Raw genomic sequence first — 22,596 nt, forward strand, 5'->3', positions numbered from 1 at the left:
AGATTCGGCGTGATCCTCGACGGCATAGCCGCACCCGCTGCTCGTGGCACCGAACCTGACGCGGAGGCCCGCAAACAGCGCCTGCGCCGACGCCTCGAACGGCTGATCGGCGTGGCCGCCACCGAAGGCAACGAGCTGGTGCCCCTGCGCAACGGCGATGAGATCTTCCCCGCGATGCTCGGCGCGATCCGCTCGGCCCGGCACACGATCGACTTGATGACGTTCGTCTACTGGCGCGGTCAGATCGCCCGCGACTTCGCCGCCGCTCTCGCCGACCGTGCCCGTGCGGGGGTGCGGGTACGGCTGCTGCTCGACGGTTTCGGCGCCAAGGAGATCGAACGGGACCTGCTGGACCTCATGGACGCCGCCGGTGTGCAGGTGGCCTGGTTCCGCAAGCCCGTCTGGCTGTCACCGTTCAAACAGAACCACCGCTGCCACCGCAAGGCCCTCGTCGTCGACGAGCGCACCGCCTTCACCGGAGGCGTCGGCATCGCGGAAGAATGGTGCGGCGACGCCCGCGGCCCCGGCGAGTGGCGGGACACCCATGTCCAGGTGCGCGGCCCGGCCGTGGACGGCATCGCCGCCGCGTTCGCGCAGAACTGGGCCGAGTGCCACCACGAACTCTTCGACGACCGCGACCGCTTCACCGAGCACCGGCAGGCCGGCTCGTCGGTCGTTCAGGTGGTGCGCGGCTCCGCCAGCATCGGCTGGCAGGACATGCAGACCCTCATCCGCGTGATGCTCACCTCCGCCGAGGAGCGCTTCCGCCTCGCCACCGCCTACTTCGCCCCCGACACCTACTTCATCGACCTGCTGTGCCGGGCCGCCCGGCGCGGCGTGCGCGTGGAGATCCTGCTTCCCGGCCCCCACACCGACCAGCGCGCCTGCCGGCTGGCCGGCCAGCACCACTACACCCGCCTGCTGGAGTCAGGGGTGCACATCCGGCAGTACCAGCCGACGATGATGCACGCCAAGGTCATCACAGTGGACTCGGTCGCCGCCCTCATCGGATCCACCAACTTCAACCGCCGGTCCATGGACCACGACGAGGAGGTCATGCTCGCCGTCCTGGACGAGACGTTCACGGCCGCGCTCGACCGCGACTACGAAGCGGACCTGAAGCACAGCGTCGACATCGACCTCGCCCGCTGGAGACGACGAGGCGTGCTCCAGCGCGCCAAGGAGGCCGCCGTCACCCCGATCCGGCACTTCTTGTGAGCGGACCGACGCCTTGATCGATGTCAGGTCACGAGTCGTAGCAGTGCTCGGGCGACTACCTTTGCCACGCACTCCACAGGCGAGGTCATCGGAAGCCGTCCGGGCTGCTCAACACGAGACGGCCATGGCCATGCGTACCAAGGTGTCGAACAGGTTCTGCTGGGCGGGGTCGCTGTGCGCGGTGTCCTCCGGGTGCCACTGCACGGCGGTGAACCAGCCTTGCGCGGTGGGCAGTTCGAGGGCTTCGACCGTGCCGTCCCCGGCGGTGGCCGCCACGGTCAGGCCGTTGCCCAGGCGCTCGACCCGCTGGTGGTGGTAGCAGGACGCTTCGGCCTTCCCGGCACCCACTGCGTGTGCCGTCCTCGAGCCTTCGCGGATGGACACCGGGTGCACCAGATGGCGATGCTCGTGGTCGGGGCCGCCCATGTCCTGGTGAAGGGTGCCGCCGAGGGCGACGTTGACGACCTGGAGGCCCCGGCAGATCGCCAGCAGCGGGATCCCCGTCCCCAGTGCCCGGAGGGCGACTTCGAGGTCGAAGGCGTCCTGGAGGTGGTCGACGTCGTAGACGCTGCCGTGGCGGTCGGTCGCACCGTAGCGGTGCGGGGCGATGTCCCCGCCGCCGGGGAGCAGCACGCCGTCGAAGCGGGCGAGCCGGGCGGCGACGTCGGTGTCGGCGGGGTCCGACGGATGGATGCTCACCGGTTCGCCGCCGGCGCGCCAGACTGCCTCGACGAGCGCGCGGGCGTTGACCTCGGCTTCGTACCGCAGGGCGGAGGTGGCGGCGGAGAAGCGGGCCGGGATGGCGATCAGGGGGCGTGTCACAGCTGGATCCAGGTGGTTTTCAGTTCGGTGTACTTCTCCAGGGCGTGGACGGACTTGTCGCGTCCGTTGCCGGACTGCTTCATGCCGCCGAAGGGCACGGTGAGGTCGCCCTCCTCGTAGCAGTTGACCCATACCGTGCCGGCCTTCAGGGCGCGGGAGACCTGGTGGGCCGTGGAGAGGTCGGAGGTCCACAGGCCGGCGGCGAGGCCGTACTCGGTGGCGTTGGCCAGGCGTACCGCCTCGTCGAGGTCGTCGAAGGTGAGGACGGACAGCACGGGGCCGAAGATCTCCTCGCGGGCCAGCCGCATGCCGGGGTCGACGTGGTCGAAGACGGTCGGCTGGAGGAAGCTGCCGCCGGTGGCGGTCAGGGTGCGCTCCCCGCCGGTGCGCAGTCGGGCACCCTCGGCCTGGCCGGTGAGGACGTGGCCGTGGACGCGGTCGAGGTGGGCTGGTGAGACCAGGGCGCCCATCTGCGTGGCCGGGTGCAGCGGGTCGCCGACTCTCAGCTCCCGTGCCCGCCGGACCACGGCGTCGGTGACCTGCTCGGCGACGGAGGAGTGCACGAGGAGCCGGGAGGGGGCGGTGCACATCTCGCCCTGGTTGAAGAAGATGCCCCAGGCGGCGGTGGCGGCGGCCTTCTCCAGGTCGGGGGCGTCGGGAAGGATGATGTTGGGCGACTTGCCACCGAGCTCCAGCCAGACGCGTTTGACGTTGGAGTCGGCGGCGTAGCGCAGGAAGTGGCGGCCGACGGCGGTGGAGCCGGTGAAGGACAGGACATCGACGTCCGGGTGCAGGCCGATGGCCCGGCCTGCCGTCGCGCCGTCACCGGTGACGACGTTGAGGACGCCCGGGGGCAGTCCGGCCTCGGTGGCGATGCGGCCCAGCAGCAGGGCCGACAGCGGGGACGATTCGGATGGCTTCAGGACGACGGCGCACCCTGCGGCGAGGGCCGGGGCGACCTTCCAGCCGGCCAGGGTGAGCGGGAAGTTCCACGGCACGACGGCGCCGACCACGCCGGCCGGCTCCCGTGTGACGAGGGCGAGGGTGTCGGGTGCGGTGTGCGGGGACTCGTCGGTGAGCTTGTCGGCCAGCTGCCCGTACCAGCGGAAGGTGTTGACGGCGGCGCGCAGTTCGATGTCGTGTGCCTCGGTGATCGGTTTGCCCATCTCCAGGCTGATCGTGAGGGCGAACTGCTCGCGTTGTTCTTCGAGGAGGTCGGCGATCCGCAGCAGGGTCCGGCCGCGGTCGGCGGGCGCCATGCGCGGCCAGGGGCCGGAGTCGAAGGCGCGGCGTGCCGCCGCGACCGCGAGATCGACCTCGGCCTGACGCGCGTCGGCGACGTGCGTGAGGATCTGTCCGTCGCGGGGGGCGACGACGGCGAACGTCGCGCCGCTGCCGCTTTCGGCCCGGCCGTCGATGTAGTGCTGGGTGGGCAGGTGGAGTTCCGCGGCCCGGATCAGTAGTTCCTCATGGGTGAGGGTGTGCATGATGTCTCCGGAAGGCCTTTCACTCGGCGCCGCTGGTGCCGGATTCGAGCAGCCGGCCGCCGTCCCAGACCACGCCGACCTGCCGGTAGTACGCGGCGATCGGCTCGCGGATCTCCAGCCGGGCCAGCTCCTCGGTGGGTGACTCGAACAGTTCCAGTTCGGCGTCACCGACCCAGGGCTGACCGCCCTCGAAGGAGGCGGCGCCGGACTCGATCAGCTCGTCCAGGGCGAGGCCCTTCCCCTTCTCGATCGACTGTAGCCATCGGTGGTGGACCATCGGATGGGCGTTGACGAACCCGTTCGTCTCCGCCGGCTGCCGCAGGGTCACCACGGCCTGGGCCAGGCGCCGGTCGGCGGCGGCGAGGGTCGCGCCGAACCGTGCCCCGGCCTCGATCCGGGGCGCCGGCCCGTAGGGGTGCGGGCGGCTCTGGTGGATGGAGCCGAGCTTCTTCGGGTAGCCCTGGTGCAGTCCGCGGGCGATGGCGAAGTCCTTGTCGACCCAGATGTACACGCAGCGGGTGTAGGTCTGGCCCCTGTACTTGCAGCGGACGACGGCGAACGCCTCCTTGTACTGGGCGAGCACCGGATCCAGCAGCTCGGCGCCGGATGCCGAGCACGACTGCCAGTCGGCCCAGATCAGCGCGACCGCGCCGGGATCCTCGTCGGCGAGTTCCAGCGGCTCGGGCAACAGCTCGCGCACCCGGGCCGGGTCGGTGCGGTACTCGACGGTGAGCAGGTCGCCGGAGTAACGCCACGGTGGGGAGGGGATCAGCGACGAGGCACCCGTCGCCGTCTTGGGGTGGAAGTAGCCACGGACGCGGGCCATGCCATCACGCTCCAGGGAGATCAGCAGGGGCGGACAAGCCGTCTGCGACAGACGCGGCGGGCGGGGAGGGGTGCGCCGCCGCGTGAGGTTCGAACCGGGCACCCGGCTTCCGGATCACCGTCCGCCGGGCCCAGGCGAGCCGGTGACGCACGGGGGGGTCAGGAGCGGGCGAGCTGCTCCAGCCGCTGGTGCAGGTGCTCGACGTAGGTCTCGGATTCGGGCTTCATCAGCACGCTGCGCAGAATGCGCGCGCTGCCGGCGTCGACGGTGATCTTCGGGTGGCGGGCGGTGAAGCGCTCGCCACCGACGCGGAGGGTGCTGAGGAAGACCGGGTCCTGGGTGTCGGTCATCCCTTCCTGCAGCATCCGGTTGCTGGCCGCATCGATCTCCGAAAGGGTGATGCCCGCGGTCAGCGGGAAGTAGCTGACGATGTCGAGCTGCGGCGGCTGGTAGAGCTCGAGGTGCTCGGAACCCTCGATCAGTTCCGCCCAACGCAGCGCCGCCCGCCGGCCGGCCCCCAGCACCTGGCCCAGCCCCTCACGAGTGGGCGGCAGCAACCGGAAGGTGAGCCAGAGGGCGGCAGCCGCCGCACCCGCCCGGGAGCACTCCAGGCTGATCTCGCCCAGGTGCAGTTCCTCGGAGGTGAAGTACGTGTACGGCGAGTCGTGCAGGTAGAACCGGCCGACCGAGGGGTCACGGAAGAGGACTACGCCACAGCCGTAGGGCTGCAGGCCGTGCTTGTGCGGGTCCACCACGATGGAATCGGCCTGGGCGACGGCCTGCCAGGGCTCGGCCGGCAGGCCCTCGGGGCCGTCCGCGCCGGCCAGCAGGGTGAAGAATCCGCCGTAGGCGGCGTCGACATGGATCCGCACGCCGTAGCGCTCACGCAGCGCCAGCGCCTCGTGGACCGGCTCGATGGCGCCGAGCCCGGTCGTACCGGCGGTGAGCACGACCGTGCCGACCCGGCCGCCGCGCAGCAACTCCTCCAGCGCGTCGAGGTCCATGCGGCCGAGGTCGTCGGTGGGGACGGGGAAGCCTTCCACCCCGAGAACCCCGCACATCCGGCCGTGCGTGTAGTGGGCCTCGGTGCTGTATGCGACGCCCTTGCCCGGGTGCAGTTCGCGCGCCACGAACAGCGCCTCGAGGTTGGCGATGGTGCCGCTGGTGGTCAGGTGCCCCAGGTGGGTGTCGTAGCCGAACATCGTGGCCAGCTGCTGCACCACCTCCCGCTCCATCGCGGCGGTGGCCGGACCACCGTCCAGGGCGTGGTTGTTCGGGTTGATCAGCATCGCGGTCAGGTAGCCCACCACCGCCGCCGGGTGGGGCGGCTTGAGCATCTGCCCCGCGTAGCGGGGGTGGAAGAAGGGGTAGTTGTCCTTCAGCCGTTCGGTGAAGACCGCGAACGCGGCGGCGAACCGGTTGTCGTCGACGGCCAGTGCCGGGTGCGGGTCGAAGGGGCCGAAGGTCTTCGCCCACTCGGCGTTCGACGCGACCGCCGAGGCCAGCCACTTGGTCAGATCCATTCCGTCACTCTTCCTCGATCTGGTGTATGGACTATGGACGCGGTCGGGGTTCAGCGCTTGGGCGGGCGGATGCCGCGGAACTCCCAGTCGCCGCCCAGGGCGGTCGAGAGCACTTCCTCGGACTCGGTGGGCTGGGCGCCGACGTCGGTGCGGACGGCGGTGGGGCCGGTGACGACGTGGTTGGTGAGTCTGCCCAGTCCCTCGACCTCCACCTCGACGACGTCGCCCGGCTGCACGGGACGGGAGTTGGCTGGGGTGCCGGACAGCAGGACGTCGCCGGGGAACAGGGTGATGGTGCGGGCGATGTCGGCGACGAGGTAGTGCATGTCCCACGTCATTTCGTCGGTCGAGCCGTCCTGGACGAGCGTGCCGTTGACGTAGGTGCGCAGCCGCTTGCCCTGGAAGTCCCAGTCGGTGACCAGGCCGGGACCGAGCGGGCACAGGGTGTCGGACCCCTTGACCCGGAGCATGGACCCGGCGTCCGTGTCGCGGAAGTCGTGCAGGCCGTAGTCGTTGGCGATCGTGTAGCCGGCGATGTACTCCCCCGCCTCGGCCGGGGAGATGTTGCGGGCCGTCCTCCCGATCACTATGGCGACCTCACCCTCGTAGTTGAGCCACTTGCAGCCCTCGGGGCGGACGATCGCGCCCTTGTGGCTGTTCAGGGCGGAGGTCGGCTTGTGGAAGTACGTCGGGGTGTCCGGCAGGCCGATCCGGAACTCGTCCACGCGGCTGCGGTGGTTGAGGTGGACGGCGATCACCTTCGAGGGCAGCACCGGGGGCAGGTGGTGGGCGTCCTCGGTCCTGACGCGACGGCCGTCCCCGGCGACGAGCTCGTCCCCGTCGACCATGACCTGGACGGCGGCGCCGTCGAGGAGGACGCGGCGGTACTCGGGCATGAAGGGCTCCTATACACGGCTGTGCGGGGTGCGCGCGGCGGGCAGGCCGGTGCCGGTCCAGCCGTCGGCGGGGCGGTCGAACCAGAGGTGGACCTGACCGGTGCCGACCGAGTTCTCGTACTCGCCGTACTGGCGGGCCCTGGCCGTGCACGCCCGCTCGCCGAGTGCGCCGGCCATCATCAGGTAGTGGAAGAACTTGGCCTCGGGCTTGTGCTTCCAGAACGCGTCCATGGTGTCGATGACCCGGTCGTGGCGGCCCTCCTTGAACCAGGCGATCCGCTCCTCGTCGGCCGCGCGCGCCTCGGGCGTGAAGATGTGCGCCGGGTCGCTGGCCTCGTGGTCCCGGATCTCACGCAGCGGCCAGAAGGTGTGCGACAGCGCTCCGGAGGCGATGAGCAGGACCCGGCGGCCCGGGGTGGCGGCGATGCCGTCGGCCAGCGCCCGGCCGAGGCGCAGGTGGTCCTCCATGTCGCCGGTCTGGCAGACGCCGATCGTCACCCACCGCTTGTCCGGCAGGCCCTCACCGAGGAACTTCCACAGGTTGACGGTCGCGTAGAAGATCGGCAGGTACACGTCGTCGATCGCCGTGATGAACGTGCCGTGCTTGTCCGCGAACGACGCGATGTTGTGGGCGAGTTCGGGGTCGCCGGGGAAGTCGTACGGCATTCGGCACATGCCGCGCGGCAGTTCCTCGGAGGTGAACAGGCCGGCCCGGTGGGGCTGTGCGGTGACGACGAACTCGACGGTGGTGGCCCAGTGGGAGTCGAGGACGACGACGGTGTCGTATTCGTTGGCGGCATCGCGCTCGAAGACGTCCTCGCGGAGCTGCCTCAGGCCGGTGACGAGGGTGATCTCCTTGCCCTCGTTCAGCTCCCGCCGGGTCTCCTCCGGGAGCACGATGGTGGGGACGTGGGCGAGCAGGCCCGCCCCGACGATCTCACCCATGGTCCTGCCATCCGTTCGGTGCGGTGACGGTGTTCTTCACGTCGCAGTAGAAGTCGAAGCTCCAGGTGCCGCCCTCGCGGCCCACACCCGAGTGGCGGGAGCCGCCGAAGGGCGCCCGGAGGTCGCGGACGAAGAAGCAGTTGACCCAGACGGTGCCGGCGACCAGCCGCGCGGTGACGCGTTCGGCGCGCTCGGGGTCGCCCGTGGCGACGGTGGCGGCCAGGCCGAAGCGGGTGTCGTTGGCGAGCCGGACCGCCTCTTCCTCGCTGGTGAAGGTCTGGAGCGTCAGAACGGGGCCGAAGACCTCCTCCTGGACGATCTCGGACGTCTGGGCGACGCCGGTGAGGAGGGTCGGCGCGTAGTACCGCCCCTCCTTGGGATGTCCGCCGATGACCGCGCGGGCGCCGGCCTCCACTGCGCGCTGCACGAAGCCGTCGATCTTCTCCAGCTGGCGGGGATGGATGGTGGGGCCGATGTCGGTGGCCTCGTCCCGCGGGTCGCCCTGCGTCAACTGGAACGCCTTGTCGACGAAGCGGCGGGTGAACTCCTCCGCGACCGTGTCCTCGACCAGAATGCGGGTGGCGGCCAGGCATACCTGCCCGGCGTTGTCGTACTGCTCCACGGCCAGGTCGACGGCCAGGTCCAGGTCGGCGTCGGCGAACACCAGCAGCGGGGACTTGCCCCCCAGCTCCAGGCTCAGCGGCGTCAGGTTGGCGGCGGCCGACGCGGCGATCCGCCGCGCGGTCGGAACGGAGCCGGTGAAACTGATCCGCCGCACGTCGGGGTGCGAGGTGAGCGCGCCGCCGATCTCCGAGCCGTAGCCCTGCACCACGTTCAGGACACCGGCTGGAAGCCCGGCCTCGGCCGCGATGTCGGCCAGCAGCGAGGCGGTCAGCGGAGACCACTCGGCCGGCTTGAGGACGACCGTGTTGCCCGCCGCCAGCGCCGGGGCCACCTTCCACGTGGCGAGCATCAGCGGTGCGTTCCAGGGCGTGATCAGCACGCAGGGGCCGGCCGGGTCCCAGCTGACGTGGTTGGTGTGACCGCGGGTCTCGAAGTCCTCGTGCTCCAGCTTCAGCAGCCGGTCGGCGAAGAAGCGGAAGTTGTGCGCGACGCGGGGCATGACGCCGCGCCGGTGGGAACGCAGGAGGGCGCCGTTGTCAGTGGTCTCGACGATGGCCAGCTCTTCGAGTCGCTTCTCGACCCCCTCGGCGATGGCGTGCAGGATGCGGGCGCGCTCGGCGCGCGGGGTGGCGGCCCAGCCGGGGAAGGCGGCCTTGGCGGCGGCGACGGCCGCGGCGGCCTCCATCGGAGTACCTCGGGCGATCTCCCCGATGACGCTGCCGTCGATCGGGGAGATGTCGGTGAACGTCTCACCGGAGGCGACGCGCTCGCCGCCGATCCAGTGCCGGGTGTCAACGGGTACCCCGGCGATGACAGCCGCTTGGGACTCGCGGGTCATGTCCCGACCTCCACTTCGTTTGACCCCAAATAAACAGGCGGGTCGCGGGAGCGTCAAGCCATGCCGGGAAGATTTATTTGAGATCAAACGTTTTGGCTGAAGACCCACGCCCCTGCTCGGCGGCGGACCCCGGCGGATCCGGCGAGTGCACGCCACCTCGACCAGGAGCGCGACGCTCCGAGGCGCGAACGGCACGCCGACAGGGACCGTGACCTCCGGCGGCCTTGCTTACGGGCGCGGCCGGCGGCCCGAGCGCCGCGGGGCGAGGCTCTCGCCGTCGAGGAGTTCCCGCCTGCGCTGCTCACCGTGCTCCTCGAGCCGGCCGACGATGACCCGCAGACTGTCGGCGAGCTGAAGGCACTGGTCGGGGCTGAGCGGGGCGGCGACGAACGCTTCCTCGGCGTTGAAGGCCGGGAACAGCTTCTCCATCAGCTTCTCCCCTTGGGGGGTCAGCGAGAGCAGGACCCGGCGGCGGTCCTCGGGATGGGGGGAACGGGCCACGAGGTCGCGCGATTCGAGTGTGCGCGAAATACCGGTCAGGGTGCCCTTGGAGATGCCCGCCTCCTCGGCCACGGACCAGGTTTCCGCCTCGCCCCAGATCCACAGCACCCACAGCACGACGAAGCCGGTCCACGTCAGCTCGTGCGGACGCAGCACCGAGTTCTCCAGGTGCTGCCGGACGGCGGCGGCCGCCCGGTGGATGTTGCCCACGGCAGCCATGGCCTCGCGCTGCAGCGTCAGGCCACCCAGCCGTCGCTGCACGGCCCGCTCGGTTTCGGTGATGGTTCGGCGGGGCCCGGGCACGGGGCTTCTCCTCGTCGTCGGGGCGGTGCGGGCCGCCGAGGCTTCATTTGCGGTCAAATGTATCTCCGCAGCCGCCGGATCCGGCATCGTCGCCAGGTAGAGGCAGGCGAACCTGCGGGCCCCTCTTGTGGGCGGCACCGCCGACTCCTATCGTTTGGCACCAAATGAATTGTCCCGGCGCCACCGCCCGGCCATGAGGCCGCATAGCTGCCGAGCGGGCACATCAGGACAGAATGCAAGCATTCACCGCATCCTGGAGTAATCCCTTGAGCGCTCACACAGACCGTCAGGTCCGACAGACGATCGAGGCGCTTGACGCGCAGGGGATCGATGTCCTCCGCGTCGCCTACCCGGACCTGATGGGATCCGACCGCAGCCGGGACATCCTGCTGCATCATCTGCCGCAGGCGGCCGGACACGGCCTCGCCTTCAGCCGCGCCGTCTATCACACCGGCGCTCTGGGTGATCACTCCGACATCGCCGGCGGCCTGGCGGCGGGCATGCCCGACGTCCTGGTGCGCCCGGACCTGGACACCGTCGTCCCGCTGCCATGGGAGCCGAACGTCGCCTGGTGCCTCGGTGACGTCCTCGACCCGGCCACCGGCCGGAGCGTGCCCGAATCGCCCAGGGACCTGCTGCGCCAGGTCCTCACCCGCCTGAACCACGCCGGCCTGACCGCGCTCGTCGGCCCCGAACTGGAATACGTCCTGCTCGAGCCGGACGCCGACACGGCCACAGGATGGCGGCGCTACGCCCCCGCCCCGGGCAACGTCTACACCACCGGCCGCCGCGCCGACCCGGACGGACACCTTCTGCGCACGGTGCGCGCCCTGCACGCGCTCGGCCTGGACGTCAGCGGCGGCAACCGCGAGTTCGACGGCGGGCAGTTCGAGATCAACCTCAACCACTCGGAAGCACTGAACGCCGCTGACCGCGCCTTCCGGTTCAAGGCCGCGGTCAAGGAACTCGCCCGGGCCGAGGGGCGGCTGGCGACGTTCATGGCCAAGCCGTTCAACGACGGCGGAGGGTCGGGGTTCCATCTGCACGTCTCCCTTGCCGACGCGGAGGGGAACAACGTCTTCGACGCCCCCCGCGAGGCCCACGGCCTCTCGGCCACGGCCCGTCACGCCCTGGCCGGCGTCCTGGCACACGCACCCGCCCTGTCCGCGCTGCTCAACCCCACCGTCAACTCCTACAAGCGGTTCGGTCCCGACACCACCGCCCCCTGGCTGATCAACTGGGGCCTGGACAACCGGAACGCCATGGTGCGCATCCCGCCGGAGCGCGGTGCCGCATCCCGACTGGAAGTCCGCCTCGGCGACGCCACGGCCAATCCGTACCTCGCCGTCGCCGGCCTCCTGGCTGCCATCCACCTCGGCATCACTGCCGGGGCCGAGCCTCCGGCGCCGGCGACCGGCCGGGCCGCCGACACCGGGACCGCCGACCGGCTGCCCACCGACCTCGGCCAGGCCCTCGACGCCCTGCAGGCCGACGATCAGCTCGTCGACGTCGTCGGCAAGTCGTTCGTCGACGCCTTCCTCACGTTCAAGCGGGACGAGCTCGCCCGGTTCCACAGGTACGTCACCGACTGGGAGTTCCGGGAGTACGCCCAGATCAACTGACACCGCCAACGGCCGAAGTCACCGCACGCGACCGGCCAGAACGCCGAGACAGCGTGCTGAAACCGGTCTGGGGGGGTGGAAGGGAGCGGATCGGGGGCGGCTAGAATTTTCTCTCATGTCGAAGCCTGACGATCTGCTTGTTGACATTGCCGCCCTGGTGGAGTCCGGGCAGAGCAATCAGATGTCTCTGACCGTGGTCGCCGGTGGTGCCGTCATCACGGGTCGGCTGGCCCCTGAGGCCGTCTGGAGGCAGCGGGTGTCGGAGGTTCTGGCGGACTCGGCGAGCCTGAGCGATTTCTCTGCCGTGTTCACCGCTGCGACGCGCGGGGAGGGGCCGCCCGCGCATCTGCACTTCCATGTGGCGCGGATTCTGCAGGGCGCGGTGGGGATCCCGGAGACGGGTGGGATGTACCGGGTGGCGATCGAGGACGTCAGTGCCTGGACCATGGGCGACTTCAGCTACTCCGACCACTGACCACTGCCGCGCCGAGAAACCTCGGCACGCGGTGCGGGCCCGGCCGGCGCACCCCGGTCGGACCCGCACCGCTGCTTTGCCGGCGGCTCGCCTGCCTGTCGGCTCAGGCTGACGCGGGGGCGCCGAGCATCGCGGAAGCTTGCTCCATCGGGTTCAGAACCCGCGTGGGCGCGGCGGCCTGGGGTAGGCCGCGGCAGGTGAAGCCGAGTTGGGTCATGGCCCGGAGGACTTCGCCGGCGCTGAAGTCGCGGCGGTCCTGGCGTGTGACGACCTGGCCGACCTGTTTGACGGGGTAGGTGCGTCGGCCGATGATCACGGACGCGCCGGAAGCATGCTCGGGCTTGACGCCCTTCATCGATTCCAGGACGCCGCTCTTGGTGAGGTCGAACGGGAAGCGGGCGATGACACAGCGCATGATGCCTCACAGGGAGAGGAACGACGGGGGATGGTTCTGATCACGGCCGAGGTGAACGGCCCCAGATCGCCGAGGACGTCCCGCAGCCGGACCCGGTCCGCGTACGCGAAGCCGTCCCGGGCTGCGCTGAGCTGCGCCAAGTCTTCAAGCCGCCGCATCGAAGGTGGACTGCCGCACGGTCGCGCGCCGGGCAGCCGAAGCAGGACTGCGCCGGCCGCGTGAGGGCGTGCGGCGCTGACGCCGCTCGGCCACCGGAGCGGTGATCGTCACGGGGATGCCGGAGGGCGTCTGGGCGCCGGTGATCCGGCTGAGCGCCTCCTCGCCGGAGTGGACCTGGGTGGTCTGGGGCACGATACCGGCGGCGGTCATGAGGCGGGTCATGTCACGTCGCTGGTTGGGGGTGACCAGGGTGACGACACTGCCGGACTCCCCGGCGCGCGCGGTGCGGCCGCCGCGGTGGAGGTAGTCCTTGTGGTCGGTCGGCGGGTCGACGTTGACGACGAGGTCGAGATTGTCCACGTGGATGCCGCGGGCCGCGACGTTCGTCGCCACGAGCACAGTGACGTGCCCGGTCTTGAACTGGGCCAGGGTCCGGGTGCGCTGCGGCTGTGACTTGCCGCCGTGCAGGGCGGCGGCCCGGACACCGCAGTTCAGCAGGTCCTGCGTCAGCCGGTCGACGGCGTGCTTGGTGTCCAGGAACATGATCACCCGGCCCTCGCGCGCCGCGATCCGCGTCGTCGTCAGGTGCTTGTCGGCGCCGTGGACGTGCAGCACGTGATGCTCCATCGTGGTGACCGCACCCGCGGACGGGTCGACGGAGTGGACGACCGGGTCGGTGAGGTAGCGGCGCACCAGTCGGTCGACGTTACGGTCGAGGGTGGCCGAGAACAGCATCCGCTGGCCCTCGGGACGGACCTGGTCCAGGAGCGCGGTGACCTGGGGCATGAAGCCCATGTCGGCCATCTGATCGGCCTCGTCCAGGACGGTGATCGCGACCTGGTTCAGTCGGCACTCGCCGCGGTCGATGAGGTCCTTGAGCCGGCCCGGCGTCGCGACGACGACCTCGGCGCCGCCGCGCAGAACACTGGCCTGCCTGCCGATCGACATTCCGCCGACGACGGTGGCCAGGCGCAGCTGCACCGAGCGGGCGTAGGGGGTGAGTGCGTCGGTCACCTGCTGGGCCAGCTCACGCGTCGGTACGAGGACCAGGGCCAGCGGCTGGCGGGGCTCGGCGCGCTGTCCGGCGGTGCGGGCCAGCAGAGCCAGGCCGAAGGCGAGGGTCTTGCCGGAGCCGGTGCGCCCGCGTCCCAGGGCGTCGCGGCCCGCGAGGGTGTTGGGCAGGGTTGCGCCCTGGATCGGGAACGGAACGCTCACGCCTTGTGCGGTCAGCGCTGCCAGCAGCTGCTTGGGCATGTCGAGGTCGGCGAACGCCTCGACCGCGGGCAGCGCGGGAGTGATCGTCTGCGGCAGGGCGAACTCGCCCCGCACCGCTGCGGGCCGCCGCCCCTGGCCGCCTGATCGGCTCGGGCCCCCTGAACGGCTCGGGGCCGAGCCGAGGCGGGCGCCTCTCGAACCGGCGCCGGAGCCGAAAGCGGGGCCGTCGGTACGGCGGGGGCGGGAGGAGCGGCCGTTCGTACGTGTGGGGTTCATTGAGAACCTTCCTTGATACGGCACGTACCAAGGAATTCCCGCAGCGGAAAAGCAGCGCGGGGAATCACAGGAACGGGCCGAAATGGAATGCGAAAAGGGCTTTGAAGGGCGCGGATCGCTGGAGAAAGAGCTGCGGGCGGTGTTGTCCCACAGCTGACACCAGTACGGGAAGTGCTCGTAGCTGGGGCCCACACCCCGAGGGATGCGGGCCCCAGCTACGAAGCGCGCGTCAGCGTCAGGCGAGAACGATGTTCTCGGCCGTCGGGCCCTTCTGGCCCGCCGCGATGTCGAAGGTGACCTTCTGGCCTTCGAGCAACTCGCGGAAGCCCTGGGCAGCGATGTTCGAGAAGTGGGCGAACACGTCAGCGCCCCCACCGTCCTGCTCGATGAAACCGAAACCCTTGGCTGCGTTGAACCACTTCACGGTGCCTGACGCCATGTCATATCTCCTTCAGGGCAGTACGCAGGGACCCGCGATGCGCGGATACCGGGGTCGCCGCGATGATGCCCCGCCCGGAAGCGACCGGAATGACGAAAAAGCTTCCAACGGCCAGCGAATACCGGCGAAGGCTCTTGAAGCTTCGGGAACCACAACTGCAACTGAGACGACAGTAGCACGAGGTAGCGGCCCAAATACGGTAAATAATTCCGCTCCGCCGGTCGCAGTAAAAACAATCCCCGCATGACGCACTGAACCCTTACCTCGCGATCACAGATATTGACCCGTCCGGAGCGCAGCGTTTCGGGAAGAGCGGTCTCGCCGCGGGCGGACCAGCGATCCGGCGCCGCGGCGGTATCGGTCGACCCGCCCCGCCACGAAACCCGGGGGAACCAGAAGAATCAGCAGGTCAGAGGCCCATCGCAGCCGGCTCCAAAATAGCCCCGTCACGGCTCTGAGGTCACCGGTTCCCGTAGTCCTCCACCAGGTTGCCGATGAGCGAGAGGAGGACGTTGGCGCGGTGCCGGTCCTCGCACTGGGCGCGCAGGGCCTGGTGGACCTCCCGGAGCCGGGCCAAGGCGGCCGGGTCCTGGTCCTGCACCTCTTCGAGCAGCGGATCTGTGATCAGGTCCAGGCAGGAACTGAGCAGCGCGCGGGTGGCCGGGGACGGCGGAGCGGGGTCGGGAGCGGCGTAGGCGGTGGTCAGATAGCGCGCGGGATCGGTGAGACTCCAGCCGACGACGGTGCCGTCCTGGACCAGGAGCGCCACGTCCGGGGCGATCCCGATACGGGCCTCCAGCGGTGCGTCGAGGACCTCGAGGTCGCGCAGACAGGTCAGCACGGCGTCCCCGGGCGCACGGCACAGCACCGAGGCCGCTTCGAGGCGGCAGTCGCGCTCCTCGTCCGCGCGCAGCCCGCCCGGACGGACGGCCGGCACGGAGGGGAGGCGGGCGCAGTCCTCGGCCGATGCCGACTCGTGGGGCAGCTGGAACTCGGCGCCGACCAGCTCCCGGCTCGACCGGTCGAACCCGAGCGTGTCCGGGGCGTCCCACAGCCACTCCTGGCTACCGAAGGTGTCCGCGAGGAACCGCACCCGTTCCTTCACGTCCGCGTAAGGCGCGACGGCCACGGAGGTGCCCGCGAAGCGAGGGGTGAAGGGCAGAGGATCGTCCGTCACCGTCGCGCACCAGTCGTCGTCGAGGGTCAGTCTCATGGTCAGCGTGCCTCATTTGATCTGTACGGCGGGGGGCATGAATCCGTCCTTGCCCGGAATCTTTCCCTCCACGATGTCTTCGTGGGTAATCGGTGCACCGGGAGCGGTCGGCTCGCCGCCCAGCGCCGTCGCTCCGGATTCGCCCCTGATGCCCGACGGCCCGTACGCCGTGATGGCCTGACCGGCTTCGGAGCCGGGCCCATGGGTCACGACGACGTCCTCGCCCTGCCGGAAGACGAGCTTTCCGGCCGAGCCCGACGACTGGTACACGGCATCCGGCTTCTTCAGAATCTCCAGGACACGTTCGTCGGTGAAGCCGTGCATCTCGTCCCCGTGGTACTTGGGGTGTTTCCGAAACGCGCCGTCCTGCGCCCGTTCTATCACCCCGTCCGCCGTCTTGACGCTCCGCTGCCTGGCCTTCTCCTCCTTCGTGTACTTGGGCATCAGCCCCAGCGGGTCGCATCCGGTGTACGGGTTGTCCACGTAGCCGAGGGGATTGGGCGCGGGGGCGAGGCCCAGCGGGTCCGGGGAGGTGTAGCGGCCGGTCTCGGGGTCGTAGTGGCGGAAGAGGTTGTAGTGGAGGCCGGTCTCGGGGTCGTAGTACTGGCCGGGGAAGCGGAGCGGGGTGTAGGCGCTGCTGTCCCGTGCCCAGGCGGTGGTGCCCCAGAGGGTGCTGCGGCTGCGCCAGGCGATGTCCCCCGTCTCGTCGATCAGTTCGGTGGGTGTGCCGATCAGGTCGGTGGCGATGGCGAAGAACCGCCGGTCGATCTCCTGCTGCCGGCTGTCGGCCGTCAGGATGCGCTCGGTCTGCGCGAGGGGGACGACGTCCCGGTGGTCCCAGCTGAGGGCGACCGTGTGCGGGAGGTCCGGCCGGTGGCTGGTCTGCTCGCAGAGGGTGAGTCCGTCCCAGGTGAAACGGACCTCCTCGACCACGCTCTCGCCGTCGGCCGCGAGACGCTGCTTCGCGGTGCGGCGGCCCAGCGGGTCGTAGCGGTAGCGCCACCGGGTGCCGTCGGGGGTGGTGACGGAGGTGAGGCGGTTCTCCGTGTCCCACTCGTAGCGCCAGGTGTCCGGCTTGCGGGACAGGCGGGTCTTCTGCCGCAGGGTGACCCGGCCGAGGGCGTCGTGCTCGAAACGGACGCCTCCGGCACGGGTGATGCCGGTACCGCTGTACGTGCGCGGTCCCGTGGCCTCGCCGCCCGGGTGCCGGTCCGGCCAGGTGGCCGAGGTCTGGTTGCCGGCGTCGTCGTACGCGTACCGCTCCGTCCAGCCCGGGGCGTGGACGGCGGTGACCCGGCCCATCGGGTCCAGGTCGAACGTGCGGGTCCCGGAGAGCCGGTCCGCGACGGAGAGCAGGTGTCCGTCGGCGCGGTAGGCGTAGGCACGGCTGTTGACGGCGTGGGCCCCGGCGGTGATGTGCTGCGCGGCGAGCCGTCCGGCCTCGTCCCAGGCCGACGTCATGGTGATCGCGTCCCCGAAGACGCGGGCCAGTTCGCGACCGGCGGCGTCGTGGGTGAAGTCGACCGGCCGGCCGCCGGTGGTCAGCCGTGCGGGGAGCCCGTCGGAGTCGTAGGCGTAGGAGGTGACGTGGCCGGTGGGGGTGGTCCGGCGGACGCGCCGGTCCAGGGCGTCGTAGGAGTAGAGCATCGGGCGGCCGTCCACCAGTTCCGTTTTGACGCGCCCGTTGCGGTCGTACTGGTAGCGCAGTTCGCTGTCCGGTCCGACCGCCTCGAGGAGGCGGCCCGCCCGGTCGTACGCGTACGTTGTCACCCGGTCGTCGACGGTCTTGGCGAGCACCTGGCCGAGTGGGTCGCGCTCGAAGGAGATGGTGCCGCCGAGGGCGTCGGTCCGGGCGGTGAGGCGGCCGGCGGCGTCCACGCGGTAGGTCAGGGTGCGCCCGTCGAAGTCGGTCTCGGAGACGATGTTGCCGACCGCGTCGTACTCGTACGTCCAGCTCAGGCCCTGCGGGCCGGTGACCCGGGTGAGGCGCAGGTCGGCGTCGTGCTCGAACTCGTAACGGCCGCCGTCGGGACGGGTGGTGGCGAGCGGGAGGTCGAAGTGGGTGTACTCGTGGCGCGTGACGGCTCCGGCGGCGTCGGTGTGGGCCGTGCAGTTGCCCTCGCCGTCGTAGGTCCATGACTCGCTCGCACCGTCCGGGCCGGTGCGGCGGGCGAGTTGGCCGTCCGCGTTCCACTCCAGGCGGGTGACGCCGCCCGCCGGGTCGGTCACCCGGACCGGGCGGCCGAGCCCGTCCCGCTCGGTGCGGGTGGTGGCGCCGGACGGGTCGGTCACCGCCACGGTCCGCCCCGCCGCGTCGCACATCACGTGGGTGGTGTTCCCGACGGCGTCGGTGACCGAGGTGGGGCGGCCGGCGTCGTCGTAGGTGGTGCGGGTGGTGCGTCCGGCCGGATCGGTGTACGCGGTGCGGTTGCCGCGCTCGTCGTAGGTGTACGTGGTGCGGGCGCCGTCCGGCCCGACGACCTCCGTCGGCAGCCCGAACGGTCCGCGTACCACGCGCAGTTCGGAGCCGTCCGGGCGGACGGCCGAGATCAGCCGGCCCTCGTCGTCGTAGGTGAAGCCGTTCGTGGCGCCGAGCGGGTCGGTGCGGGACAGCAGGTTGCCGCTCGCGTCGTGGCGAAAGCGGGTGGTGCGGCCGAGCGCGTCCGTGGTGGCCAGGATCCGGCACCCCGGGCCGATCACATGCCGGGTGACCCGGCCGTCGGCGGTGGTCAGGACCGTCGTACGGTGGCCGGTCGCGGGGTCCGGTTCGGTGTACCCCAGGATGATCTGGACGTGACCGGCCTCGCCGCCCTCGGCGACGACCCGGTCGCGGTCGTCGTACACGTAGTCATAGCGGCGGCCGTTGGAGTCGGTCCAGGCGATGACGCGGTGGCCTTCGTCGTAGGCGAAGGTGGTGACGGCGCCGGACGGGCGGGTGACGGTGGTGAGGTCGCCGTTCTCGTAGCCGTAGCCCATCAGCGGCAAGTCCGCGCCGTTCTCCCCGGCGCCCGCGAGGAAGAGCGCGGTCACCCGGCCGTCGGCGGTGGTCAGTCCCAACCGGTGGCCCGCGGAGTGGACGAGGGCCAGGGGCAGCCCGTCGTCCGCCCGGTCGACGGCGACGGTGTGGCCGCCCCGTTCGCTGATGCCGGACAGCCAGGCGGTGCCGTCACCTCCCGGTTCGGCGCCCGCCGGACCGGTGAAGTGGCGGACCACGCCCGAGCGGGGGTCGGTCAACGTGTAGTCGCCGTCGGTGTCACGTGCGAGCAGCACGCGCGCCGCGGCCGTGCCCGGCCGCGGTCGGGTGGGGTCGCCGGGGACCGGGTGCGGGTAGGTGATCAGGAGGCCGTCGGCGGTGACGTGGACGACGCCGACGGCGTCGATCTCCAGCCGCTCGTCCACCGTGGACGTCCACGACGGCCCCAGGAAGCGGCCGGCCGTCAGGCCGGACTCGGTGCGCCGGGTGAAGACCAGCGGCAGGATCCCGGGAATCTCCACATCGGTCTGGGGCAGGAACATCCGGCCCGTGGCGAGGTCCACCGGGTCGGAGCCGTCGATGAGGCGTTCCCCGTCCGGGTGCGCGTGGGTGCCCTCCGGGACGTCGTCGACGAGCCTGCGCACCTTCGCGGCATCGGAGGCGTCCTCGGCGATGCGCACGCCCTTCACGGCGGCGCCGCCGCCGTCGGTGGCCACGGTCAGCACGATGTCGGGGATCAGCCGGCCGAAGCCCTCGGCCGGATCCTTCATGAAGTCCTTGACCATCTGGGTGCCGGTGCCGACGGGGTCGTTGGCGGCCACGACGAGGCCGGCGGCCAGGCTGTTGAGGGACGTGGCGTACTCGGCCGGGTGCGTGAGGTTGTACGGGTCCATGGGATCGACGCTGCGGACGAAGTTCACGATCCCGGCGGTGCCCTTGATGAGGCCACCGGCCACGTGGTCCTGCATGATCTGCGCCTCGTCGTAGCCGTCGCGCAACTGCTCGGCGTAGGACGGCTTCTTCGGGGCCATGTCGCGGGCGGTGCGTACCGCGGAGCGCGCGGTCTCCGCTGCCGAGTTCCGCTGTTTGCGGGCCTCGGCCAGGATGTCCTGCGCGTCCTTCATCAGCTTCTTGCCGGGGTCGTCGAACGTCTCGGCGGGGCGTGGCGGGAGCGAGGACGGGTCCCGCTTGTCGGCGGGCCGGGCGTTGTAGCGGTCGACGGCCTTGTTGTAGGCGTCGACCTTCTCGCGGTGGGCGTCGGCGGCGTCCTCGGACGCCTTGACGCCCGCCTTCCACTTGTCGATCGCCGTCTGCGCCTGGCCCTGGGCCCAGGTGACCGTGTCGGCGAACGACTCCAGCGCGCTGATCGCCTTGACGCAGGCGTCAGCCGCCTTGTACCACCTGTGCGGCTGCTTGCCCACGGCGGTGCGCAGCGCGTCGGCCGCCTCGCCCTTGAGCCGGGAGGAGTCGAGGCCCCTGAGACCGTCGCCGGTCTCGTCGAAGGCCGACTCGAAGGCGCGGAGCTTCGCGGCGACGGCGTTGATCTTGCTCGGGCTGCCGTAGATCAGCTTGGTCTTGTCCTCGGTCTGCCCGAGGTCCATCTCGTCGACCTCGGCGCCCAGCCGGTTGGCGACCGAACGGGACTGCTCGCGCACCCAGTCGGCGCCGGACTCCCAGCCGACGTCCTGCAACCGGTCGGCGGTCCAGTTGCCCGCGTCCTCGACCCGGTCGCCCACCCACTCGACGCCGTCCTCGATCTTGTCCTCGACCGAGTCGGGCGTGATGTCACTGATGAAGTCGCCGATGCCCACCGTCAGTTCCCCCCGGAATCACCCTGCTGTTGCTGCTGCGCGCGCTCCTCGGGCGACGGTCCGAAGGTGTCGTCCAGCGCCTGGTTCCACTGGTCGTCGGAGACACCGAGCGCCTGGTTGAGCATCTGCGACTGCATACCGCCCCGGCCCTCGGTGAGAAGGCTGCGGCCGGTGTCCTTCCAGGTCTGCGCCATGTCGTCGCCGGCCTTGTCGAACGACTCGGCGCTCCAGTCAGGGTGCAGGTAGTCCGGGGTGAAGACGTCGCCCCAGCCCTGCTTGGCGATCTCCTCCTCACTGGCGTGCGGGTTGCCGCCGAACAGGGAGTTGGCGCCCACCTTCAGCGAGCCCGCGACGTACTGGTCCTCCTCCCACAGGGTGCCCGCCGCCAGGCCGAGCCGGTTCGCGATCTCGCTGGCGTCCCGGACCAGGGCGCGCACGCCCCACTCCCAGGACTCGCAGAAGTCCTCGAAGTCGACCGAGAGGCCGTGGTGTCCGGCCTCCATCCCCGTCATCGCCAGCTCCGAGAAGCCCTTTCCCATGAGGGAACCGGTGGCGCCGCCGAGGTCACCGAGCTGGTCGATGGTCGTGCCCAGGCCCTGCGTGAACTTGGCGACGGACGCCTTGTCCAGCTGGAGGTCCTTGCCGTCGTCGCTCATGACCGCCCCTCTCCCACCCGGCCGGCATCGACAGCGACCGCGTCCGGGACGATGCCGGCGACCGGCGGAAAGAACATCGCCCCGTCCTCGGTGGCGATGTCGACGGCGAGACCGGCGGGCTCGCCCAGGGCGGGCACGATCTCGTCGACGATGCGCGCGCCCAGCAGAGCCGCGTAGTCCACCGGCTGGTCACCGGGCGCGTGGTGCAAGGCGAACCGGGCCAGTGCGGCCTCGTCGGTGAACCCGCAGATCCACCGCACCCCGCCCGAACGCACCGACCACAGCCCTCCGTCGGCCACGGGCACCAGAAGGACCGAGCGGCGCATCTCACCGACGAGGGCTCGAGGGTCGCCGTCCGCCCCTCTCCGCTCGGCGATGCGCTCCGCGAGCGCCGTCTTCGGCTGCTGCACGCTTCCTCCCGGGTCGTAGTCGCTGATGACACCGTAGAGAGGGACGCGCACCGACAAGGGGCGGTTCTGCGGGGCCTCGTGAGATGGCGGGAGTGCGCGGCGGCGGACTGCGAGCAGCATCGCGATTCGCTTTGCGCTCGACAGTCTGCCGAGGAGTTCCATGACGCGTTCCATGACGTTCCGTCAGAAGAAGCGTCGATCGAGCGTCAGGACGTGGTCAAAACCGCCCCTCACGAAATCGCGGCAGAGCGCTCCTCATCCGCGCACCGCTGCGCGAAGCCCCGGGTGTGACGCGTAGCGGAAGCCTGGGAAAGGCTCCACGCGGTGCACTGCGGGAAACAGGCCGAGCGCCCGGCCGGACCCGGGACAATTCGAAGAGAACGCAGGTCAGGGCTGCTTCGAAGCGGGCTCCAAGATAGCCACGCACTCCACATGATGCGTCATGGGAAACACATCACAATGCCCCGGGGTCCACAAAGTGCAAGGTCAGAGCGCATTTCTCGGGACTTCGGACGGGCAGCCAGGCCCTCGGAGCGTCAAACGAGCGTCATGAGCCGGGCCTGCCCGACCCGCTCGGCAGGGGGCCAGAGCTGGATGGCGAGTCTGGCGCCGCGCAAGACACCCGTGTCGCTGGAGCTGCTGTTGGTGAGCGCTCGGCGGATGGCATGGTCACCCATAGAGGTCGGCTACGAGGGCGTGGTGATCCCATGGAGCCGCGTTACGGTCGCTGGAGTGCTGTGACCTGTCGAGCGATGGCAACCCGCAAGGCCGGCAGTCACGAGCGCCTGGTCGCCCCTGCCACTGGTGCCAAAGCCAAGCTCACCCCAGCCGACCGGAACGCGCATCCACCAGCCGCTGCAGCACGCGTTCTGCCTCGCCGAGTGCGGCCTGCACCCGCTCCGCCCGGTTCGCCGCCGAGGCCCACTTGGCGATCACCGCCTGCCACCT

Annotated in this window: 19 protein-coding genes and 1 pseudogene; 3 read left to right on the plus strand and 17 right to left on the minus strand. The window is 70.6% G+C overall.

The window, feature by feature from the left end; genetic code table 11:
• Positions 1 to 9 precede the first annotated feature (9 nt).
• A complete protein-coding gene (locus AC07C1_RS05215; RefSeq protein ID WP_478937011.1) occupies positions 10 to 1,218 on the plus strand; it encodes a phospholipase D-like domain-containing protein in 1,209 nt (402 codons plus the stop codon).
• Positions 1,219 to 1,326: 108 nt separating this feature from the next.
• Here AC07C1_RS05215 and AC07C1_RS05220 read toward each other — a convergent pair whose 3' ends face one another.
• The 8 genes from AC07C1_RS05220 to AC07C1_RS05255 all read right to left on the minus strand — a co-directional run bounded on the left by AC07C1_RS05220 (position 1,327) and on the right by AC07C1_RS05255 (position 9,983).
• Positions 1,327 to 2,040 (minus strand): gamma-glutamyl-gamma-aminobutyrate hydrolase family protein, encoded by a 714-nt coding sequence (locus AC07C1_RS05220; RefSeq protein WP_478937013.1) that lies wholly within the window; start codon positions 2,038 to 2,040, stop codon positions 1,327 to 1,329.
• Positions 2,037 to 3,527: an aldehyde dehydrogenase gene (locus AC07C1_RS05225; RefSeq protein ID WP_478937014.1), complete on the minus strand. Its 1,491-nt coding sequence runs from the start codon at positions 3,525 to 3,527 to the stop codon at positions 2,037 to 2,039. The genes AC07C1_RS05220 and AC07C1_RS05225 overlap by 4 nt, the downstream gene beginning before the upstream one ends.
• 19 nt (positions 3,528 to 3,546) lie before the next feature.
• Positions 3,547 to 4,353: an acetoacetate decarboxylase family protein gene (locus AC07C1_RS05230; protein ID WP_478937015.1), complete on the minus strand. Its 807-nt coding sequence runs from the start codon at positions 4,351 to 4,353 to the stop codon at positions 3,547 to 3,549.
• A gap of 158 nt (positions 4,354 to 4,511) precedes the next feature.
• Positions 4,512 to 5,876 (minus strand): pyridoxal phosphate-dependent decarboxylase family protein, encoded by a 1,365-nt coding sequence (locus AC07C1_RS05235; RefSeq protein ID WP_478937016.1) that lies wholly within the window; start codon positions 5,874 to 5,876, stop codon positions 4,512 to 4,514.
• Between the two features lie 50 nt (positions 5,877 to 5,926).
• Complete coding sequence (locus tag AC07C1_RS05240) at positions 5,927 to 6,772, minus strand: fumarylacetoacetate hydrolase family protein (RefSeq protein ID WP_478937017.1); 846 nt, start codon at positions 6,770 to 6,772, stop codon at positions 5,927 to 5,929.
• A 9-nt stretch (positions 6,773 to 6,781) separates the two neighbouring features.
• Complete coding sequence (locus tag AC07C1_RS05245; protein WP_478937018.1) at positions 6,782 to 7,717, minus strand: 3,4-dihydroxyphenylacetate 2,3-dioxygenase; 936 nt, start codon at positions 7,715 to 7,717, stop codon at positions 6,782 to 6,784.
• The gene (locus tag AC07C1_RS05250; RefSeq protein WP_478937019.1) at positions 7,710 to 9,179 is read right to left on the minus strand and encodes an aldehyde dehydrogenase; all 1,470 of its coding nucleotides are present in this window, start codon (positions 9,177 to 9,179) and stop codon (positions 7,710 to 7,712) included. Before AC07C1_RS05250 ends, AC07C1_RS05245 begins: the two co-directional genes overlap by 8 nt.
• A 228-nt stretch (positions 9,180 to 9,407) precedes the next feature.
• Positions 9,408 to 9,983, minus strand: a complete 576-nt coding sequence (locus tag AC07C1_RS05255) for a MarR family winged helix-turn-helix transcriptional regulator (protein ID WP_478937020.1) — start codon at positions 9,981 to 9,983, stop codon at positions 9,408 to 9,410.
• Between the two features lie 266 nt (positions 9,984 to 10,249).
• Here AC07C1_RS05255 and AC07C1_RS05260 point away from each other — a divergent pair, with 266 nt between their 5' ends.
• Positions 10,250 to 11,605, plus strand: coding sequence for a glutamine synthetase family protein (locus AC07C1_RS05260; protein WP_478937022.1), 1,356 nt, complete (start codon positions 10,250 to 10,252; stop codon positions 11,603 to 11,605).
• Between the two features lie 115 nt (positions 11,606 to 11,720).
• A complete protein-coding gene (locus tag AC07C1_RS05265) occupies positions 11,721 to 12,080 on the plus strand; it encodes a hypothetical protein (RefSeq protein WP_478937023.1) in 360 nt (119 codons plus the stop codon).
• 103 nt (positions 12,081 to 12,183) lie between these two features.
• On the opposite strand, the gene AC07C1_RS05270 is transcribed toward AC07C1_RS05265, so the two are convergent.
• The 9 genes and pseudogenes from AC07C1_RS05270 to AC07C1_RS05310 all read right to left on the minus strand — a co-directional run bounded on the left by AC07C1_RS05270 (position 12,184) and on the right by AC07C1_RS05310 (position 22,325).
• Positions 12,184 to 12,495, minus strand: a complete 312-nt coding sequence (locus AC07C1_RS05270) for an SCO5918 family protein (protein WP_478937024.1) — start codon at positions 12,493 to 12,495, stop codon at positions 12,184 to 12,186.
• 41 nt (positions 12,496 to 12,536) lie between these two features.
• Positions 12,537 to 12,655: pseudogene (locus AC07C1_RS05275) on the minus strand (CBS domain-containing protein); the annotation flags it as partial.
• The gene (locus tag AC07C1_RS05280) at positions 12,640 to 14,145 is read right to left on the minus strand and encodes a DEAD/DEAH box helicase (protein WP_478937026.1); all 1,506 of its coding nucleotides are present in this window, start codon (positions 14,143 to 14,145) and stop codon (positions 12,640 to 12,642) included. The gene AC07C1_RS05280 and the pseudogene AC07C1_RS05275, both read right to left, overlap by 16 nt.
• 235 nt (positions 14,146 to 14,380) lie before the next feature.
• On the minus strand, positions 14,381 to 14,584 hold the full coding sequence (locus AC07C1_RS05285) for a cold-shock protein (RefSeq protein ID WP_007387007.1): 204 nt from the start codon (positions 14,582 to 14,584) through the stop codon (positions 14,381 to 14,383).
• Between the two features lie 460 nt (positions 14,585 to 15,044).
• Positions 15,045 to 15,797 (minus strand): hypothetical protein, encoded by a 753-nt coding sequence (locus AC07C1_RS05290; RefSeq protein WP_478937027.1) that lies wholly within the window; start codon positions 15,795 to 15,797, stop codon positions 15,045 to 15,047.
• A gap of 12 nt (positions 15,798 to 15,809) precedes the next feature.
• Entirely contained in the window at positions 15,810 to 20,582 is a 4,773-nt protein-coding gene (locus AC07C1_RS05295) for a putative T7SS-secreted protein (RefSeq protein ID WP_478937028.1), read from the minus strand.
• Between the two features lie 2 nt (positions 20,583 to 20,584).
• Positions 20,585 to 21,238: a hypothetical protein gene (locus AC07C1_RS05300; protein WP_478937029.1), complete on the minus strand. Its 654-nt coding sequence runs from the start codon at positions 21,236 to 21,238 to the stop codon at positions 20,585 to 20,587.
• Complete coding sequence (locus AC07C1_RS05305; RefSeq protein WP_478937234.1) at positions 21,235 to 21,648, minus strand: hypothetical protein; 414 nt, start codon at positions 21,646 to 21,648, stop codon at positions 21,235 to 21,237. The genes AC07C1_RS05300 and AC07C1_RS05305 overlap by 4 nt, the downstream gene beginning before the upstream one ends.
• Before the next feature lie 536 nt (positions 21,649 to 22,184).
• Positions 22,185 to 22,325, minus strand: a complete 141-nt coding sequence (locus AC07C1_RS05310; protein ID WP_478937030.1) for a hypothetical protein — start codon at positions 22,323 to 22,325, stop codon at positions 22,185 to 22,187.
• Positions 22,326 to 22,596: the final 271 nt, after the last annotated feature.

The organism is Streptomyces sp. NPDC045022 (assembly GCF_056432605.1).

Excerpts from the sequence above, each read along its gene's own strand:
- AC07C1_RS05225 (WP_478937014.1), bottom strand. The coding sequence starts at position 3,527 with ATGCACACCCTCACCCATGAGGAACTACTGATCCGGGCCGCGGAACTC.
- AC07C1_RS05230 (WP_478937015.1), bottom strand. The coding sequence starts at position 4,353 with ATGGCCCGCGTCCGTGGCTACTTCCACCCCAAGACGGCGACGGGTGCC.
- AC07C1_RS05235 (WP_478937016.1), bottom strand. The coding sequence starts at position 5,876 with ATGGATCTGACCAAGTGGCTGGCCTCGGCGGTCGCGTCGAACGCCGAG.
- AC07C1_RS05240 (WP_478937017.1), bottom strand. The coding sequence starts at position 6,772 with ATGCCCGAGTACCGCCGCGTCCTCCTCGACGGCGCCGCCGTCCAGGTC.
- AC07C1_RS05245 (WP_478937018.1), bottom strand. The coding sequence starts at position 7,717 with ATGGGTGAGATCGTCGGGGCGGGCCTGCTCGCCCACGTCCCCACCATC.
- AC07C1_RS05250 (WP_478937019.1), bottom strand. The coding sequence starts at position 9,179 with ATGACCCGCGAGTCCCAAGCGGCTGTCATCGCCGGGGTACCCGTTGAC.
- AC07C1_RS05265 (WP_478937023.1), top strand. The coding sequence starts at position 11,721 with ATGTCGAAGCCTGACGATCTGCTTGTTGACATTGCCGCCCTGGTGGAG.
- AC07C1_RS05270 (WP_478937024.1), bottom strand. The coding sequence starts at position 12,495 with ATGCGCTGTGTCATCGCCCGCTTCCCGTTCGACCTCACCAAGAGCGGC.
- AC07C1_RS05280 (WP_478937026.1), bottom strand. The coding sequence starts at position 14,145 with ATGAACCCCACACGTACGAACGGCCGCTCCTCCCGCCCCCGCCGTACC.
- AC07C1_RS05285 (WP_007387007.1), bottom strand. The coding sequence starts at position 14,584 with ATGGCGTCAGGCACCGTGAAGTGGTTCAACGCAGCCAAGGGTTTCGGT.
- AC07C1_RS05290 (WP_478937027.1), bottom strand. The coding sequence starts at position 15,797 with ATGAGACTGACCCTCGACGACGACTGGTGCGCGACGGTGACGGACGAT.
- AC07C1_RS05300 (WP_478937029.1), bottom strand. The coding sequence starts at position 21,238 with ATGAGCGACGACGGCAAGGACCTCCAGCTGGACAAGGCGTCCGTCGCC.
- AC07C1_RS05310 (WP_478937030.1), bottom strand. The coding sequence starts at position 22,325 with ATGGGTGACCATGCCATCCGCCGAGCGCTCACCAACAGCAGCTCCAGC.